Genomic DNA, 17449 nt, shown 5'->3' with positions numbered 1-17449 from the left:
CTGCGGCGTTTTGCTTTCTCCGGCCGTCAGCGTCAGGCGCCGAACAGCCGGTAGAACCTGTCCACGGCCAGAGCGGCCTGTGCATCGATGTCCTTCTCGCGCGGGCGCAGCGTATCGCCCAGCATCTGGCGGATATGCTGGTCGCGCAGGGCAAGGCCGTAGAGCACCTGATAGGCCTCCTCGGCATCATCGAACTTGAGGAAGCCACGGAACCGTCCTGCTTCCAGCAGGCTGCGGGCCCGGGCGGAAATGGTGTACTTGCCCTTGAGCAGCAACAGGCGTCCCAGCCGGGAATCGTCCCGGTTGGACTGGCCGATGGCCAGCCGGTTCAGCGCCAGCGATGTCTCGCCGGAGAGAACCTCCAGCAGCTCGCGCACGAAACCGGTGAGATGGGCCTTAAAGGTGGTGGCGTCGGTGGCGGCGGCCTCCGACGCAAAATGCACCTTGCTGGCCTGATAGGCGACGACAGCTGCCAGCAAGCCATCCCGGTCGCCGAACCACTTGTAGAGGCTTTCCTTGGAGCAATTGGCGCTGCGGGCAAGACCTGCAGTCGTCAGTGCCTTTTCGCCGCCTTCGACCAGCAGCTTCAGCGCACACTCCAGCACGGCCTGCTGGCGCGGGGAAAAGGCGGCTGCCTCATCCGGCAAGCTGTCGTGAAGGTCTGCACTGGCCAAGGAACCACTCCGAAGTTTCTGTACCGTACCGTACGGTTCATGGTTCTAGGCGAGGCTGCATGTGCCGTCAAGAGGCGAAGGAGGGGGATGGGGGCGGAAAGTGAGGCGTGCCATTTCCGGCCCGCCTCGTCTTCAGGGTCATCAGATGACGACTTGCGTTCCGATTTCCACCACGCGGCCAGTGGGCAGGCGGAAGAAACTGGTGGTGTCGGCTGCGTTGCGGGCCAGCTGGATGAAGATCCGCTTCGTCAGGCTGGTGAGGGGAGGGGCAGCTGAAGGAATGAGAGTGCGCCGGGACAGGAAGAAGGATGTCGACATGATGTCGAATTTGATTCCCTGCTTCCGGCAAGCCTTGAGCGCTCCGGGAATATTGGGATCCTCCATGTATCCGAAATTGACGGTGAGCCGCGTGAAGTCGTCGTTCAGGGGCGTAATCTCCACGCGGTCGTCTTCCTCCACATGCGGCACCGGCAATGTCTTGACGGTCATGATCAGGTTCTGCTGATGCAGCACCTTGTAGTGCTTGAGGCTGTGGAGCAGCGAGGTCGGGGCGCTTTCCTGGTCTCCGGTCATGAAGATGGCGGTGCCAGGCACCCGGTGCGGCGGGCTCTTCTCCAGTGTGGCGGCGAGTTCTGCCAACGGGATCTCCATCCGCCTTGTCTTTTCGAACAGCTTCTTGCTGCCCCGTGTCCATATGGTCATCACAGCCAGAAGCATCATGGCCATGAAGATTGACACCCAGCCGCCGTCCGTGAACTTCAGCATGTTGGCGGTGAGGAACGTGGCGTCGATAGCCGCGAAAGCCAGTGTCACCAGCAGGACCGTTGGCAAGGGCCAATTCCAGACGCCGCGCATGACCAGTGCCAGCAGCAGCGTGGTGACCAGCATCTGGCCCGAGATGGAGATACCATAGGCCGCGGCGATGGCATCCGACGAGCCGAAGCCCAGCACCAGCGCCAGCACACCTGCCAGCAGCAGCCAGTTGACCTGCGGCAGATAGATCTGGCCCGACTGGGTTTCAGACGTGTGGATGACCGTGACACGGGGCAGCAGATGCAGCTGTGCGGCCTGCCGTGCCATGGAAAAGGCGCCGGAAATCACGGCCTGACTGGCGATGACCGTCGCTACCGTCGCCAGCACGACAAGCGGCGTCTGGCCCCAGGCGGGCATCATCTCGAACAGCGGCTGGCTGATGGAGCCCCCTGTCTTCAGCAGATAGGCACCCTGACCCAGATAGTTGATCACAAGGGCGGGAAACACCAGCGCGAACCAGGTGTGGATGATGGGCTTGCGGCCAAAGTGCCCCAGGTCCACGTAGAGAGCTTCGGCACCGGTGACTGCCAGGAATGCTGCACCGGCCACAGCCAGAGCCACGCCGGTATGAGCCTGTGCGAAGGCAATGGCTTCCAGCGGATTGAGGGCGCGCAGGATGGCAGGATCGTCCATGACATGCCCCGCGCCAGCGGCAGCAAGACAGGCGAACCAGATCAGCATGACCGGGCCAAAGACGGCCGACACCCGCCCGGTGCCATAACGCTGGACCGCGAAGAGCGCTATGAGAATGCCTGCGGTGATCGGAATGATGTAGTCATCGACCGCAGGCACGGTAAGCTCGAAACCTTCGACGGCGGACAGAACCGAAATAGCCGGAGTGATCACTGCATCGCCGAAGAACAGCGCCGCGCCGATGACGCCGAGGGACACAACGGCAAGGCGCATCCGCCCGGCGGCAGACTGGGCAAGGATGGCCAGCGACAGGGTGCCGCCTTCGCCCTTGTTGCCCGCCCGCAGCACGATGAGCGCGTATTTGAGCGTAACGATCACCGTCAGCGCCCAGACGATGATCGACAGGGAGCCGATGATCTCGGTGCTGGTGGGCGGAACGGTTGCGCCATTCGTCGCGGCTCTCAGCGTTTCGCGAAGCGCATAGATCGGACTGGTGCCGATGTCGCCATAAACCACCCCGGCTGCACCCAGCATAAGCATGCCGTGGCTGGATTTGGGGAGATGATCTTGAGAGAGACTTGCCTCGCCCTCTACAGGGCCGCCGCCTGGGGTCATTGCTGACACTACCCCTGCTGTTTCATCCGCCACCGGTTGGTTCGTGCCGTCAGGATGAGCGGCAGAGCGGATCTTGCGGAACAGAAAACGCGGGTAAGCGCTTCCGGTTCCGGTCAGGGCCATTATTTAGCCCAAAGTTTGTCAGGCGCCCAGATGCGGAAACGGATATTCTCAAGCTTGGTTGTTCCCTGGAGTTGCCGATGAAGACGCCTGTCCTTGCCCTGTTTCTTGCTCTTCTGCCCGCCATGCCCGCCGCAGCGGCCAGCGCGGAGGATGTCTATCAGCAGGTGGAAACCATTCTTGGTGATGCCAAGGGGCTTGATCCGTTTCTGGAAGATGTGCGGCGTGCGCTGGTGACGGGCACGGGGGAAGATGTAGCGGCGCTTGCTGCCTTTCCCTTGCCGGTCAACAACAACGGCAGCTTCCACTCCGTTGAAACGGCTGAGGAATTCATCGCAGCCTACCCCCGGCTGGTGAGCCAGGCGACGAAGGATGTTGTCGCGGAAGCCGCCTATGAGGACCTTCTGGTGACGGACGAAGGCGTGGCCATTGGGGATGGGGCGGTCTGGCTCAGTCCGGTGTGTGAAGATAATGCCTGCGCAAAGAGCTACTGGGCGATTGTCTCGATCAACAACTGATCCCCGATCAAGGAGACAGGAAATGCGCATCGCTCTCTTGCTTGCACTTGCTTGTGCTGTTGCAGCGTGTCTGGTTCCGGCAACTCGCGCTTCTGCCGCGCCTGAGAACCGGTGCGGCTGGGTCGTCAACCCGGCACCGGGCAACTGGTGGCTGACCGACCGGGACGGCGACTGGATTCTCGCCACGCAGGGCTCGGACCGGGAAGCGCTGGGCATGGAGAATATCGGTGACATTTCCGCTGGTGACTACCGCGCCGTGAATGGCAATTACGGCTATGCATGCGGCTGCATGGAGGTAGAAACGGAAAAGAAAGACGGAATGCAGTTCATCACGGCCGTCTACTCCTTCCGCCAGCTCAAGCTTGCGCAATGCGAGAGGGACAAGTCCCTGCCAAAGATGGAGTGATGCTCCCGGGCTGCGCGCATTTGCGTCTTCGTGCGCGCTCTGGATGATACTTCATTACATCTTTGTCATGACCTATCTGTAACTTTGCAGGGCTCTTCTTCAGGTTTACTTCAGTTCCATCTCAGATCTGACTGAGAGGTGGTCAAGGAGACCAGGATGAAAAGCCGTTTTCTGATTGCAGTTGCTGCAGCAACTCTCATTTCAACATCCGCATTTGCGGCCAGTTCGCCGCACTGGACCTATGAAGGTGCGGAAGGGCCTGCCCACTGGGCTGATCTTGCCAAGAATTTTGAGGCCTGCGAGACGGGGCACGAGCAGTCCCCCGTCGATCTGACCCATACGGTCAAGGCGGAGCCTGCGGACATCGTGTTTCACTGGAACAAGGATGCCCATTGGACTGTTGTGAACAATGGCCACACCATTCAGGCAAACACCGATGATGGCGGCACCATTGATCTGGACGGCAAGTCCTATGTGCTGCGCCAGTTCCACTTCCACACGCCGTCCGAACACGCCATCGACGGCAAGAAGGCTCCGATGGAAGCCCACTTCGTGCATCAGGCCGAAGATGGCTCGCTGGCGGTCGTTGGCGCGATGATCGAGCCGGGCGGGGAGAATGACCTGTTCAAAGCCGTGATGGACAAGGCGCCGCATAAGGCCGGCGAAGAGGTGAAGGTTGGCACGGCGGATGCGGCTACGATGCTGCCCGCCACCCAGCACTTCTTCCGCTATGAAGGCTCGCTGACCACGCCGCCCTGTTCTGAAACCGTGGTCTGGACGGTGATGAAGGAGCCTATCAAGGTGTTCGAGGCCTCGATCAAGGAGTTCGAAGCCATCTACACCGCCAACGCCCGCCCGCTGCAGGAAATCGGCCGCCGGTTTATTCTGGAAAAGTGATCCGATCTGCCTTGCCTGAACCGGCAGCGAGGCTGGTTCAGGTTTGGCATCGGCTCTGCCTGAACCTGATGAGGCAAGGTCAAAGGCAGCGTAGTTTGATCCAGATGGTCCTATCGCAAGGCGTAACGCCGGATCAGCTCTTCTGCTATCTCATCATAATAGGCTGCACTGCCGTGCAGCCAATCGTACTCCACCCCTTGCTTGAACTTTTCCGAGATGAACCGGTCCTGAAAGCCAATGGCGTCAATATAGTTGCGTGCGTTGAAGAACTCACACCCCAACTCGACATAGGCCCTCTCGGATAGATTTTCATAAATCCTCCAAAGCTGAGGATCGTGATAACCTGCAAGATGCTGGGTTGGTGGGTCGCTGATGACCACCACTCTGAAGCCCCTGTTGACGATGCGCTTGATTAGGATCAGCTTATCGTGGTTTTCCTTCCCGAAGTACTGGAAGAATAGCGGGTTTGTTAGCTTGTTGTTGTGTTCTGTTTGAAGCCAGGCAGACAGGAAAGCAACGCTGCGATGAGTCTGCTGGCCTATGTTCGTGAAGATGATCTTCTGTCCGGCAGGGCCCTTGGCTGCCGGCTGCAAAAAGGGCAGGGTTTCCTGCCAGCGGCGGCGGGCAAGGGCATTCTCAAGCGGCACCCAGAGTTCTTCGTCATCAAGTGCAAGCTCGTTTGATGTCCACGCCTTGCCATTCATGATCATGCCGCCCGCGTGCGGCAGGCCGAGACGCTGGAAGGCAAGCGACAGGTGGCCCATGTGGCTGTCCCCGATGAGGCAGACGGATGTGTCCGCCGCATCTGTTGCGCCAGGCGCCCAGGACTCGAGGCCGACTTCATCGCACAGGATTTCATCGGCAGCCTTGGCGCTTTGGGCCGCTGCTGGCCGAAGCGGATCACCATTCCCCGGTGATCGCGCTATGGCGCCAATGCCTTCGCTGAAATGCGACATGACATGGGCCACACCTTCCGCCGTCACACTTCGCAGGTTCGCCTCATAAAAGCGGCCGCGCGCCGGGAATGCGGAGATAAGTTCATAGGAAGGGAAGTAGTCTACGCCTGACAATTCGCGGCAAAGGTCACCCGCCACGGCACGCAGCACTGATTTCGAGTAGATCGTGGCGCTGAGCACATGATCGCCGCTGGCGGTGGCCGTGAGCGGGACCGGGGAGACCGTGAGAAGGAACTTCAGATCCGGGTTTACCGTGCGGGCCAGACCGATGGCATCGGCCATGTCCCGGCGCACGTCTTCATAAGCCTGATTGACGAAACGAACGGTCCCGGGGTCAAACGTCCCGCGCAGTGTGCCCGGACACATGGGATAGACATGGCCGTCCCGGTGTATCCATGATTCCGTCAGTCCCAGCGTGAAGATGAAAAGGTCGGCCTCCTTCAGCCCCTTGCGGATTGCGTCCAGTGTCCGCTCGAGTGCCTCACGTGCGCCTTCACGGCTCTCGTATCCGCAGGCTGGCACAGCGGGGCGCAGCAGATCGAAATGGCGGCCATCCTCTTCAGCAAGGTCGAGAACGGGCGGGCGGGCGCCCAAGGCGAACTCCAGCCACTGGCGCAGCAGGGCTGCGGTGTAGATATTGCCGGTTCTGAACGAAAAGACGCCATACTGGCCGTCGCGGCGCTCGTTATCCGTCAGCTCTTCGGACGCAGGCTCCGTATCGGCCCAGTCGTAGCCATTGGCAGTCAGCCAGCGGCTGATGTGCTGGGCAAAACAGGAGCCTGCAGTCAGGATGCGGGTGTCACGGGAGATGGCGAAGCGCGGTTGCCAGATGTCCTTTAGGGCGCCGCCGCTGCCATGCTCGGTGATACCTGTCTTCCAGAAACTGGATTGCGGCAGGCTGGTATATGGATTGGTCATGGTCAGAATCGCCCGGCTTTATGCTGATCTAGGCTAGGGCGTTTCAGACGCGGTCACAAGCTGCGGGGGTACCCAGGCGTAAGGCCGGGCAGACCTAAACTTCCCCCATCGCCTTGCGGAAGCGCTGAACGCTGCCGGCGAAGCCATAGATCAGGGCGTCGGCGGTGAAGCCGTGGCCGATGGACATTTCGCGGATGAAGGGGGCGCGCTTGATCAGTGCCGGGATGTTCTCCACCGTCAGGTCATGCCCGGCATTGACGCCAAGGCCAGCGGCGCGGGCTGCTTCTGCCGTGGCCGCCACCTTGTCCAGCTCCACCTTCGCCCGTTCCGGGCTGTCGTAGCAGGCGCCATAGGGTCCGGTGTAGATCTCGATCCGCTCTGCCCCGATGGCGGCTGCCTCAGATGCCAGTGCAGGGTCCGGATCGAGGAACAGGGAGACGGTGACCGCCCATTCCCGCGCCGCCGTAATGGCTTCCTTCAGCAGTGCCTTGTCCGCGCCAAACTGCCAGCCGTGGTCAGAGGTGGTCTGCTCCGGTGCGTCGGGCACGAACAGCACCTGATCTGGCCGCGCCTTTTCCACCAGATCAAGGAAGTCCGGCGTGGGATAGCCCTCAAGGCACAGTTCCTTGTTGGGGAACCGGTCCTCGATCAGCTCCGCCAGATCGTACACGTCGCTTTTGCGGATGTGCCGCTCGTCCGGGCGCGGGTGCACGGTGATGCCCTTGGCGCCCGCCTCCATGGCGATCGCCGCCATGCCGGTGACGCTCGGCCAGGGCAGATCGCGCCGGTTGCGCAGCATGGCAATGGCGTTGACATTCACGGAAAGGCGGGAGGCAGTCATGGCGGGCGTCCGGCAATTGATTGAGGCGGCTGGTGCCGCAGAGTGCCGAAAATCGGCCGGAACGGCGCCCCTGTCAAACCGGATATTGCTGCGGTGACAAGAATTTATTCGCGCCGCCGTCAGGGCGGCCCCCATGAAAACCAAATGGCGCGGGGCCATGCCCCGCGCCGTTCGGGTCTCATCAGATCCGGGCCGTCACACCCGGTTCAGCAGGCGGGCGCGGATGGTGCCGGGGAGGGCGCGGATTTCCTCGAGGATATCGACCGCGTTCTCCACCTTGCCGTCCACATCCAGCACCACATAGCCGGTTTCCTGCACCGTCTGCATGTACTGGGCATGGATGTTGAGGTTGTTGCGGGCGAACAGGTCGTTCAGCGCACGCATGGCGCCCGGCACGTTGCGGTGCACCTGGATGAAGCGGGTGGCATCCGTGCCGCGCGGCAGCTGCACCTGCGGGAAATTGACCGCGCCCACGGTGGAGCCAACGTCCGAATATTCAACGAGGCGGCGGGAAACTTCCTCGCCGATGCGCTCCTGCGCCTCTTCCGTGGAGCCGCCCACATGCGGGGTCATGATGACGTTGGCAAAGCCGCGCAGCGGGCTGACGAACTCGTCGTTGTTCGATTTGGGCTCGGAGGGGAACACGTCGATGGCCGCACCGGCGATATGGCCGCTCTTCAGCGCCGCGGCGAGGGCGTCGATGTCCACCACCTTGCCGCGGGCATTGTTGATGAGGAAGCTGCCGGGCTTCATCTTCGCCAGCTCTTCGGCGCGGATCATATTCCGCGTCTCGGCCGTGTCCGGCACATGCAGCGACACGATATCGGAGCGCGACAGCAGCTCGTCCAGCGTGTCCACCGGCATCACGTTGCCGTGGCGCAGCTTGTCCACCTTGTCATAATAGATGACGGTGAGGCCCATGGCCTCCGCCAGCGTGGCCAGCTGCGTGCCGATGTTGCCGTAACCGACGATGCCCAGCGTCTTGCCGCGCACTTCGCGGGAGCCCGCTGCGGTCTTCATCCAGCGCCCGGCGTGGGCGGCATTGGACTTCTCGAAGACGCCGCGCATCAGCATGACGATTTCGGCAATGGTCAGCTCGGCGACGGAGCGTGTGTTGGAGAAGGGGGCGTTGAACACCGGGATGCCGCGCTCGCGGGCAGCGGCCAGATCCACCTGGTTGGTGCCCACCGAGAAGCAGCCGATGGCGACCAGCGTTCCGGCCGCCTCGATGACTTCACGGGTTAGCTGCGTGCGCGAGCGGATGCCCACCACATGCACACCCTTGAGCGCCTCGATCAGCGCCTCCTTGTCGAGCGCCTTCGGCAGCATTTCGACATTGTGATAGCCGCTGGCGTCCAGCACAGCCTTCGCTGTGGGGGAAATGCCCTCCAGCAGCAGCCAGCGGATCTGATTCTTCGGCCGGGACAAACCGTTGCTCATGGGCTTCTAAGCCTTCCTTGTGGGACCTTGCGGTCAGCAATCCGAGAGGGGCGGGCCGGAACGGAAAACGGTCACCGGCCGGAGCCGGTGACCGTATATTGCGTTGCGGCGCGTGCGTCTATGGCCTTGCGGTGTTCGACAGGGCCTTTCGAGTGAAGCTTACAGCCCTTCGGCGCCGCGCTGGACGGCGGCGACGCCGGTGCGGGAGACTTCAACGAGGCCCAGCGGCTTCATGATGGTGATGAACTGCTCGATCTTGGAGGTGCGGCCCGTGATCTCGAAGACGAAATGATCCGTCGTTGCGTCGATCACCGTGGCGCGGAAGGCATCGGCAAGGCGCAGGGCCTCCAGACGCTTTTCGCCATGGCCTGCCACCTTCACCAGCGCCAGTTCCCGTTCCAGCGGCTTGTCATTGGTGCCAAGGCGCGCCTGCACGGTGAGGTCGATGACCCGGTGCACCGGCACCAGCCGGTCCAGCTGGTGGCGGATCTGCTCGATCACCATCGGCGTGCCGGTGGTGACGATGGTGATGCGCGACAGATGCGCCTCATGTTCGGTTTCCGAAACGGTGAGGCTGTCGATGTTGTAGCCACGGCCCGAGAACAGGCCGATGACGCGGGCCAGCACACCCGGCTCGTTGTCCACCAGGATGGATAGGGTGTGGGATTCGATCTTGTCGCTGACTTCGGCCATGAAATAGGCGGAAGGGGCGTTGACGTTCTGTGCGTTCATGACGGTTCCTTGCCTCAGACCAGTGCCTTGCCTGCCGAACCGATGGCATTGGCCACCGCCTCGTCATTGGCTTCATCGGGAAGCAGCATTTCGTTGTGGGCCTTGCCCGAAGGAATCATCGGGAAGCAGTTGGCGAGGTTCGCCACGCGGCAGTCGAAAAGCACCGGCCTGTCGACGGCGATCATCTCGCGGATGGCATCATCCAGCTCGCCCGGCTTCTCGACGCGGAAGCCAACGCCGCCATAGGCCTCGGCCAGCTTCACGAAGTCCGGCAGGCTTTCCATGTAGGAATGGGACATGCGGTTGCCGTGCAGCAGCTGCTGCCACTGGCGCACCATGCCCATGTACTGGTTGTTGAGGATGAAGATCTTGACCGGCAGGTTGAACTGCACCGCTGTGGACATTTCCTGCATGTTCATCAGCACGGAGGCATCGCCCGCCACGCAGATGCTGAGCGCATCGCGGTGGGCAACCTGTGCGCCGATACAGGCGGGAAGGCCATAGCCCATGGTGCCGAGGCCGCCGGAGGTGAGCCAGTGGTTGGGCGATTCAAAACCGATATACTGCGCCGCCCACATCTGATGCTGGCCAACTTCGGTGGAGACATAGGTCTCGCGGCCCTTGGTCAGCTCGGCAAGGCGCTGCAGCGCATACTGCGGCATGATGATGTCGCTGTTGGGCGTATAGGCGAGGCAGTTGCGCGCACGCCACTGGTCGATCTGAGCCCACCAGGCCTTGAGCGCGGCTGGATCGGCCTTGGCCCCGGAGGAGCGCCACAGGCGGACCATGTCTTCCAGCACGTGGCCGACATCGCCGATGACCGGAACATCCACCTTGACAACCTTGTTGATCGAGGAAGGGTCGATGTCGATGTGGATCTTGCGGGCGTTGGGGGCGAAGGCATCGATGCGGCCGGTGATGCGGTCATCAAAACGTGCGCCGATGCAGACCATGACGTCGCAGTCATGCATCGTCATGTTGGCTTCGTAGGTGCCGTGCATGCCCAGCATGCCGAGCCAGTTCGCGCCGGACGCGGGATAGGCGCCAAGGCCCATGAGCGTCGAGGTGATCGGGAAGCCGGTGAGCTGGACCAGCTCGCGCAAGAGCTGACTGGCGTGCGGACCGGAGTTGATGACGCCGCCACCTGTATAGAAGACCGGCTTCTTCGCGCTGGCCATCAGCTCGATGGCCTGACGCACGGCGTTGAGATCGCCCTTGACCTGCGGGCGGTAGCTCTTGTGCGCCGCTGCCGGGTTGGCCGTCGGGCCCTGATAGGTGCCGGTTGCGAACTGGACGTCCTTCGGAATGTCGATCACGACCGGGCCGGGGCGGCCGGAGGTGGCGACATAGAAGGCCTCATGGATGATGCGCGGGAGGTCGTTGACATCGCGGACCAGCCAGTTGTGCTTGGTGCAGTTGCGGGTGATGCCAACCGTGTCGCATTCCTGGAAGGCGTCCGTGCCGATGAGATGGGTCGGAACCTGGCCGGTGATGCAGACCAGCGGAATGGAATCGAGCATCGCATCGGTCAGCGCCGTGACCATGTTGGTCGCGCCGGGGCCGGAGGTGACCAGAACAACGCCGGGGCGGCCGGTGGAGCGGGCATAACCTTCTGCCGCATGGCCGGCGCCCTGCTCGTGGCGCACAAGGATGTGCTCGATGTCGTCCTGCTGGATGATCTCGTCATAGATCGGCAGTACCGCGCCGCCGGGATAGCCGAAGATATGTTTCACACCCTGGTCTTTAAGCGCCTGGAGCACCATGCCGGCTCCGGTCATCTCCCGTGTCATCGTCTGCTTCCTTGCCTTGGCTTCTTGATCCGAAATCTCTTGATCTTGCCGTGTTTGAAGTGTGTCCGGAGGGCTGGAACGAAAAAGGGCTCCCGAGGAGCCCTTGCTGCGCGCCAGCCTGTTCCGAACGGGTCTACCGTTCAGGCCGCGCGCGTTCCTACTACCAGAAGCAGCTGAGAAGCTGCGAAAATCTGCTTCGCCATCGGGCGTCCCGCTTTCTGACTGCCGGTCTTGCTGTAAAGGCCGGTCATGACAAGTTCCAGTCCCGCAGGCCACCTTCGGCAGCTGCTGCAGTTGCGCTGCACACTAGTATTGGTGCCGAGGGTTGGTCAAGCGGAAATTCTGATTATTTCGCAAAAGCCCGTTTGTGTTGCCGAAAGTTGCGGGGAGGGGGTGGGTGTCTCTCGAAATGGCGGATTTCTGCGGGTCTTGACGGCTTCTGAAAAGTTTTACACAGGCGCCACAAAAACTTCATCGAACCCTCTTGCATGTCCGGGAGGTGCTGGGTATAAGCCGCTCATCCGAAGCGGACAGGCGCTGACGCCGCCGCGACGAGATGGGTGTATAGCTCAGTTGGTAGAGCATCTGACTCTTAATCAGACGGTCCAAGGTTCGAATCCTTGTGCACCCACCATCTCCTTCCCTTGAAAATTTTATGAAAGTCTGGCCGCTGTGCGGTTGGTTTTCTAATTCTCTTCTCTTTTTTCCATCCGTAAAAAATGCGATGCAGATCACGGATCCGCAGGGCAGGGTTGTGCATTGTCCGGGCAGGCCGGAGCTTTCCGGCATTCGATTCTGATGACACGCAGGTGGAGTTTCCATGAAATCGCTATTCGCCACTGGCGCCCTGATCCTTGCGGGCTTTGTTTCTGCTGCTGCAAGCTCTCAGGCGGCCGAGACCGGCTGCGCCGCAGATGTTGCCTATGCCGCTTCCGTTCTCGAAAAGGCCGCGACTGAGCGCGCCGGTGCGGCGCTTTCGGCGATGACGCCGGTGGAGGAGAATGGCCGCTGCATTCTGCGGGATGTTTCCCTGCCTTTGACCGAAGGGATGGTTACCTACACGTTCGAGGCAGACGAGGTGGCCTGGACCGCGCATTGGGGCGCTGGCGGGCGGGAAATCGCGCCGCAGAAGCTCGTGCTGGAGATGACCGGCGCGCGCAACATCCCGATGTTCGAGGGCATGCCGGAGTCTATCTATCAGATGCGGCTGATTGGGGAGAGAAGCCGCGGCAGCGTTCATCTCGACTATGAGCTGGACCCGGAGCGCAAGGAACTGGCGCTGAACAGGTTTGAAATCGACATGGGCAGCGGCACACGGATGCGAGCAGCGGCGCGGCTTGGGGACTTTGACCTTCCCGGACTGTTGGCCGTGCCTGCGCAGATGGACAAGGCTGCGCAGATCCGGCTGCACGAGCTCGATCTCAAGCTTGAGAATGGCGGCTTCTTTGAATCCATGTCAGCCGTCTGGATCGCATTCCTTTATCCAGCCTACGGGGATACGCCCGAGAATGCCGTTGCGGCTGCAAAGCAGCTGCTCGCCGGGCAGGTTGAAAGCCTGCCGGATCAGCTAGTGGATCAGGAAAGCCGCAAGGCATTGGCCTCCATCATTGCCTCCGTTCCGCATCCATCCGGGTTGTTGCACGTGAATGTCAGCTCGGCAAAGGGTGTTTCGGCACTGGATTTCGCGCCCCTGGCTGCGCTGGAGCCGATGACCCTCGAGGCCGCGCTGCCTTATCTGGAGGGCGTGAAGATCACCGTGCGTCATGATGACGTGCCGTCCTGCGTCTGCGAGAGCCGCTGGTAAGGCAACCGCATTTCGAAAAGCCGGCCTTTGCGCCCGGTCAGGCCCGCCTGGCCGGGCGTAATTTTTGCCCGCAGCTGTGAATTAAATCCTCGGTTGTATTTGGTTGCAAAGATCTGACGCCTGAGGAGGGGCTTTATGCCCTCCGCAGCTTTGCGTATTCAGGGTTGCATGTGCGGTGCATTCTCGCACTTCATCTTATGCGTGCAAGGCGTTCAGGCTGATTCCGTTTTCCTGCCTGCTCAAAGACGTTTTGCTGAATTCAAGATTAAAATTCTAATACGCAGCAATATCATGCTTAACAAAGTATTAAATTATTAGTTTGTGGCTATAAAAAATCCCGCTAAGGTTGTCACGAAGGAATTTCTTCTGCGTCTATCCTGGCAAGCCCACAGGGTGAGAGGGTCTGCGTCGAAGACTTTCGTAGTTGAAACCGGGAAACGCGCAATGACGAGTGTTTTGCCTGCAAACGGATTGTGGACCAGCTGGATCGATGACGCGCCTGTTCTGCGGCGCCGGGCTTTGCGCCTGACAAAAGGGGACAGGGAGGAGGCGGAGGATCTGCTGTCCTCCACCCTGATCAAGGCGGTGTCACACGTGGAGCGTGCAGAGACCCATATCCGTGAGCCGCGTGCCTTCCTGCTCTTTGCGCTCAAGAACGAGTACATCAGCAGGTTGCGCCGCAAGAACTCGGAGCGTCAGGTGCGGGATTTCTCGGCTGACATCTACGAGGACAACGACACGGGCTTTGCCGATGTGCGCCCCTCGCAGGAGCATCTGCTGTGGCAGCAGGAAATCCTGCGGCGGGTGATGGCGGTCATGAACTCCCTGTCTGCGGAGCACCGCCGGATCTTCGAATTGCGCTTCTGCGAGGAACAGAGCTACCGGGACATCGCCGATGTGCTGGGAATTTCCGAGGCTTTGGCCCGCAAGCGGGTGCAGACCTTGCGCCTGACGCTGAGGGCAGCCCTTGGTGAAACCGGGCAGGACCACTGGAACCAGCCGCAGGAGCGGACCGCAAAAACCGCTCCCTCGCGGCCCTCACGGACGAAAGCCTGACGCGTCCAGATTTATGTCGGGTCATCGCAAACCGAACAGGAACAGGAAATGGCCGATCAGCTTGTAAATTCCCAGATCACCGATGCGGTCACCCAGACCAATGTGAAGGTGGTCGCCGAAGCGCCCTCTCAGGCCATCGCGAGCCTCTATCAGGTCAGCAGCCATGCGACGGGCCTGTCGATCCAGAATGCGGTTCACAGCCAGCAGGCTTTGAACCAGGTCATGACGGCGGTCGTCTCCAAGGCGGTGCAGCTGATCATGGAAGTGGGCCAGTAGGATCAGGGCAGCGGGTTCTTCCATTCCGTCCTGATGTACCCAGAGGCGCTGCTTACTGACGGGCGCGCGATGAGGGAGCTGTGCCATGGCGATGAAGCCGATCCTGGAACGTCTGCGTCAGTCTGCTGCCGCTGCGGTGAAGCGGGCCGGCGAACACGGCAGGCAGAGTGCCTGGCTGGATGGCTGGCTGTCCGACTGGCAACACGGCGATGAGGCCTTGAGCAGGAGCACTCAGCCCAAGGTGCCTGCAGCGGCGGAGACTAACGTCACAGTGCAGGCGCCATCAGGAGCTCTGCAAGGGGTTGCGGCTCCTGCTGACGGACCGCCGCCACATCTGGCCTCAGAGAGTGTGCAGGGCCAGCGCGCGCCGCAGGCCTCAACAAGTTCCAAGGTGACGGCACAGCCTGCAAGCGCGGCTGACCGAAAGCCGCCCGGGCGCTTGCAAGGGGCTGTTAACGTTAACGCAGGCCCGCACCGGCGGATTGATGTGCCGCCACAGACGCTGCGTCCGGCGAACGGGCGCCTTGTCAACGGCAGGCCGGTGAACCTTGAGGCGGCCTTTGCCCCGCAGCTTGAGAAAGACCTGTCAAAGGAGAAAAGAATGCCTGGAGATCCGACTGCCCCTGTGGGTGCGACACCGCCTGACACTTCGGCGCTGAACAAGCAGATCGTGCAGGCGGTGAACTTCACCAACTATCAGAATCTGGCGAATGCGCCCGCCATGGTCATCACGCCGCCGGAGATGAGCGTCGGCCAGACGACCGCCATCGCGGTGCAGGATGCCGAAAGCTACATGAATGCCATCATGCAGATTGCGGTGGCCGGACAGGCAGTCGCCATCAAGAAGGCAGCGCAAGGGCCGGCAGGTGAACTGATTGCCGTGCCGCTGATGGCGGAAATCCAGGCCATGGTGCAGGCCGCCGTTGCTGTCTACGGCAGTGTAAGCACCACTGCTGGAACCTCGGCCTCCACGGTGATCGGTGATCTGAAGACGGCCGTGTCCTGAAGGCCTGCTGGCTGTTGAAATCCTGAAGAACAGGCACGGGAAGCGTGCCGCAGAGGCCGGATCAGCTCCGGCTGTTGGGAAGGTGTGTCATGGAACTGAGTACGGATGGCTTGTGCCGCGATCTTGAGGTGCTGATCCAGTGCTTCCTCGAAAACTGGGCCGAAGAGATTGGCCAGTCCTGCGGTGCGCCGGGGGAGAGCACGCTCTTTAGCGTCTATCCTCAGGTCATCACGCAGTTGTCCTGGGCGCGCACGGCGCTGGGGCAGGCGGGTGAGCTGTTGCAGTTGTCCAGCACCGGAGACGTGACAACCGTCACCACTTGCGAAATGGCAGCCGTGTTCGACGTTGATGGGAACGGGAGAGCTTCGTGCTCTGCCCCTGTCCCGGACAGCAGCTCCGACAGCCTGATGCGTGACGCGCTTGCCTTCATCAGCCAGTCCATGCGCAGCACCGGCCGTTCGGCCAAGACCCGTAAGGAGAGCGAAAATGACGGACGTAGAGACCGGCACCGGAGTTGAGCCCAAGGCTGCACCGGCATCCCCGCAGCCGGGCGCCCAGTCCGGCACCCCACCTTCCGTACACCCCTCTGGCCACCAGCCTGGCACTGAAAGCGCAGGGCAGGTTCCGTCCGTTCCTGCACCCCAGCTGGACGTTCCCAAGGTGAGCGTGCCGGAAGTGCCCGTTCCGGAGGTGCCTGTTCCGGAGGTGGCTGTGCCGGTGATGACAGCGGCGGCCGCCGCAGCTCCTGGCGCGGACGCAGGCAGTGCCCGGGGCGAGGGGCGCGATGCGGGTCGCGGCGAGGGCCGGGGCACAACAGGGCGGGGTGGAGATGAAGCCGCCGCTGGGGCGTCCGGCCAGCCGGAGGCGGCAGCAACCGGTGAGTTCGCTCGCGATCTTGCCGGGGGCGGGGGAGATGGCAAGGGCGCTGTCTCCAGCGGTACTGCCACAGGGGCGCAGCTGCTGCGCCAGTTGCTCATCGAGCATCTGAAGGTGGCCGCCCTGCAGTCGGGCTATGCCCAGGTAACGCAGGCCTTGCCGAAGGTGCTGGCCGCCGGTATCGAGGCAGGGCAGCGCAAGAAAGCCGCAGATAAGGCCTATGAAGAGGGGCTTGCTGTTGCCGTCAAGGTGCTGACAAGTGCCCGCGACGCGGCGAAAAACCTCTCAAGCTCCATTCAGGGCGAGCAGGAGACGCTGGCTAAATTGCTGGCAGACAACGAGGAACTGGTCAAGCTGCCACAAGATGCGGTGAAGGCCCTGAGCGTCATGGAGCAGATCGGCCACAATCTGGCGACCCAGAAGGCCGGACTGTCAAATCCGACCGTACGGCAGGGGCTTCAGTATCAGATTGAACAGATGAAGCAGCATCTCACCGGTTCGTCGCGCTGATTGAATATAAGTATCATTAAGAACTTTTGCCTTCGCGATTAAGTCGCGAAGGCTTTGTTTTTTTATTTTTCGTATGTGCTTTAATTTCATGAAATCTGTCACGTGGCGTAGTTGGTGGCGTCTTTTCTTGTGCAGGTGATTGGCTGATTCCGGCCAAGCCGCAGATCAAGGAGATGAATATGGCCGCACCCACAACCGTGAGCCCGATGATCACTGATGCCGTGACCCAGTCCAACGTCAAGGTTGTTGCCGAGTCGCCGGCGATCGCGCTGAGCACGCTCTATCAGTCCATGTCCCACTCGACTGGCATCATGTTCCAGAATGCGGTCGCAGCCCAGCAGCAGCAGAACTCGCTGGCTCAGGCCGCAACCAACCAGGGCATCATGCAGATCTATTCCGTCGATACGACGGCCGCAGCTGGCGCTTCCGAGAAGGTTGCCCAGACGGGCGTGTCTGACAATCTGAGCAGCCTTCTGACGGTGCTGCAGTCCTTCAGCTGACCGGAATTCCGGGACGCACAGACCAGACCAGACCAGATTGGGGCCGGCTTCACGCCGGCCCTTTTGTC

Annotated in this window: 17 protein-coding genes and 1 tRNA gene; 11 read left to right on the top strand and 7 right to left on the bottom strand. The window is 61.4% G+C overall.

What is annotated here, in order from left to right; all coding sequences use genetic code 11:
- Positions 1-32: 32 nt before the first annotated feature.
- Positions 33-674: a TetR/AcrR family transcriptional regulator gene (locus V6L75_RS18590; RefSeq protein WP_334252974.1), complete on the bottom strand. Its 642-nt coding sequence runs from the start codon at positions 672-674 to the stop codon at positions 33-35.
- A 141-nt stretch (positions 675-815) separates the two neighbouring features.
- Positions 816-2735 carry a potassium transporter Kup gene (locus V6L75_RS18585; RefSeq protein ID WP_425498806.1) on the bottom strand — a complete coding sequence of 640 codons (1920 nt, stop codon included), beginning with the start codon at positions 2733-2735 and terminating at the stop codon, positions 816-818.
- A gap of 200 nt (positions 2736-2935) precedes the next feature.
- Here V6L75_RS18585 and V6L75_RS18580 point away from each other — a divergent pair, with 200 nt between their 5' ends.
- The 3 genes from V6L75_RS18580 to V6L75_RS18570 all read left to right on the top strand — a co-directional run bounded on the left by V6L75_RS18580 (position 2936) and on the right by V6L75_RS18570 (position 4676).
- Entirely contained in the window at positions 2936-3373 is a 438-nt protein-coding gene (locus tag V6L75_RS18580) for a hypothetical protein (RefSeq protein ID WP_334252972.1), read from the top strand.
- Between the two features lie 22 nt (positions 3374-3395).
- On the top strand, positions 3396-3779 hold the full coding sequence (locus tag V6L75_RS18575) for a DUF4087 domain-containing protein (RefSeq protein WP_334252971.1): 384 nt from the start codon (positions 3396-3398) through the stop codon (positions 3777-3779).
- Positions 3780-3935: 156 nt separating this feature from the next.
- Positions 3936-4676, top strand: coding sequence for a carbonic anhydrase (locus V6L75_RS18570; RefSeq protein WP_334252970.1), 741 nt, complete (start codon positions 3936-3938; stop codon positions 4674-4676).
- 110 nt (positions 4677-4786) lie between these two features.
- On the opposite strand, the gene V6L75_RS18565 is transcribed toward V6L75_RS18570, so the two are convergent.
- The 5 genes from V6L75_RS18565 to V6L75_RS18545 form a co-directional block, all read right to left on the bottom strand.
- A complete protein-coding gene (locus tag V6L75_RS18565; RefSeq protein ID WP_334252969.1) occupies positions 4787-6550 on the bottom strand; it encodes a GSCFA domain-containing protein in 1764 nt (587 codons plus the stop codon).
- A 94-nt stretch (positions 6551-6644) separates the two neighbouring features.
- The gene (locus tag V6L75_RS18560; protein ID WP_334252968.1) at positions 6645-7391 is read right to left on the bottom strand and encodes a pyridoxine 5'-phosphate synthase; all 747 of its coding nucleotides are present in this window, start codon (positions 7389-7391) and stop codon (positions 6645-6647) included.
- A 195-nt stretch (positions 7392-7586) separates the two neighbouring features.
- On the bottom strand, positions 7587-8831 hold the full coding sequence (gene serA / locus V6L75_RS18555) for a phosphoglycerate dehydrogenase (protein ID WP_334252967.1): 1245 nt from the start codon (positions 8829-8831) through the stop codon (positions 7587-7589).
- Positions 8832-8990: 159 nt separating this feature from the next.
- Entirely contained in the window at positions 8991-9563 is a 573-nt protein-coding gene (gene ilvN / locus V6L75_RS18550) for an acetolactate synthase small subunit (RefSeq protein ID WP_334252966.1), read from the bottom strand.
- 14 nt (positions 9564-9577) lie between these two features.
- The gene (locus V6L75_RS18545; protein ID WP_334252965.1) at positions 9578-11353 is read right to left on the bottom strand and encodes an acetolactate synthase 3 large subunit; all 1776 of its coding nucleotides are present in this window, start codon (positions 11351-11353) and stop codon (positions 9578-9580) included.
- A gap of 558 nt (positions 11354-11911) precedes the next feature.
- Here V6L75_RS18545 and V6L75_RS18540 point away from each other — a divergent pair.
- From V6L75_RS18540 to V6L75_RS18505, 8 genes are all read left to right on the top strand, one after another.
- Positions 11912-11987, top strand: a tRNA-Lys gene (locus tag V6L75_RS18540).
- 186 nt (positions 11988-12173) lie between these two features.
- Positions 12174-13157, top strand: coding sequence for a hypothetical protein (locus tag V6L75_RS18535; RefSeq protein WP_334252964.1), 984 nt, complete (start codon positions 12174-12176; stop codon positions 13155-13157).
- A gap of 444 nt (positions 13158-13601) precedes the next feature.
- Complete coding sequence (locus V6L75_RS18530) at positions 13602-14213, top strand: RNA polymerase sigma factor (protein ID WP_334252963.1); 612 nt, start codon at positions 13602-13604, stop codon at positions 14211-14213.
- A 48-nt stretch (positions 14214-14261) separates the two neighbouring features.
- Complete coding sequence (locus V6L75_RS18525; protein WP_019964483.1) at positions 14262-14489, top strand: RebB family R body protein; 228 nt, start codon at positions 14262-14264, stop codon at positions 14487-14489.
- Positions 14490-15090: 601 nt separating this feature from the next.
- Complete coding sequence (locus V6L75_RS18520; RefSeq protein WP_055453924.1) at positions 15091-15495, top strand: hypothetical protein; 405 nt, start codon at positions 15091-15093, stop codon at positions 15493-15495.
- Between the two features lie 89 nt (positions 15496-15584).
- Positions 15585-16013: a hypothetical protein gene (locus tag V6L75_RS18515; protein ID WP_334252962.1), complete on the top strand. Its 429-nt coding sequence runs from the start codon at positions 15585-15587 to the stop codon at positions 16011-16013.
- Positions 15982-16881: a hypothetical protein gene (locus V6L75_RS18510; RefSeq protein WP_334252961.1), complete on the top strand. Its 900-nt coding sequence runs from the start codon at positions 15982-15984 to the stop codon at positions 16879-16881. The genes V6L75_RS18515 and V6L75_RS18510 overlap by 32 nt, the downstream gene beginning before the upstream one ends.
- Positions 16882-17060: 179 nt before the next feature.
- Positions 17061-17381, top strand: coding sequence for a RebB family R body protein (locus V6L75_RS18505; RefSeq protein WP_334252960.1), 321 nt, complete (start codon positions 17061-17063; stop codon positions 17379-17381).
- Positions 17382-17449 lie beyond the last annotated feature (68 nt).

It is taken from the genome of Pannonibacter anstelovis (genome assembly GCF_036881715.1).
In the GTDB taxonomy this organism is placed as follows: domain Bacteria; phylum Pseudomonadota; class Alphaproteobacteria; order Rhizobiales; family Stappiaceae; genus Pannonibacter; species Pannonibacter anstelovis.
Note: the sequence above shows the minus strand (reverse complement) of the source record. Positions and strands in the feature narration are given on the sequence as shown.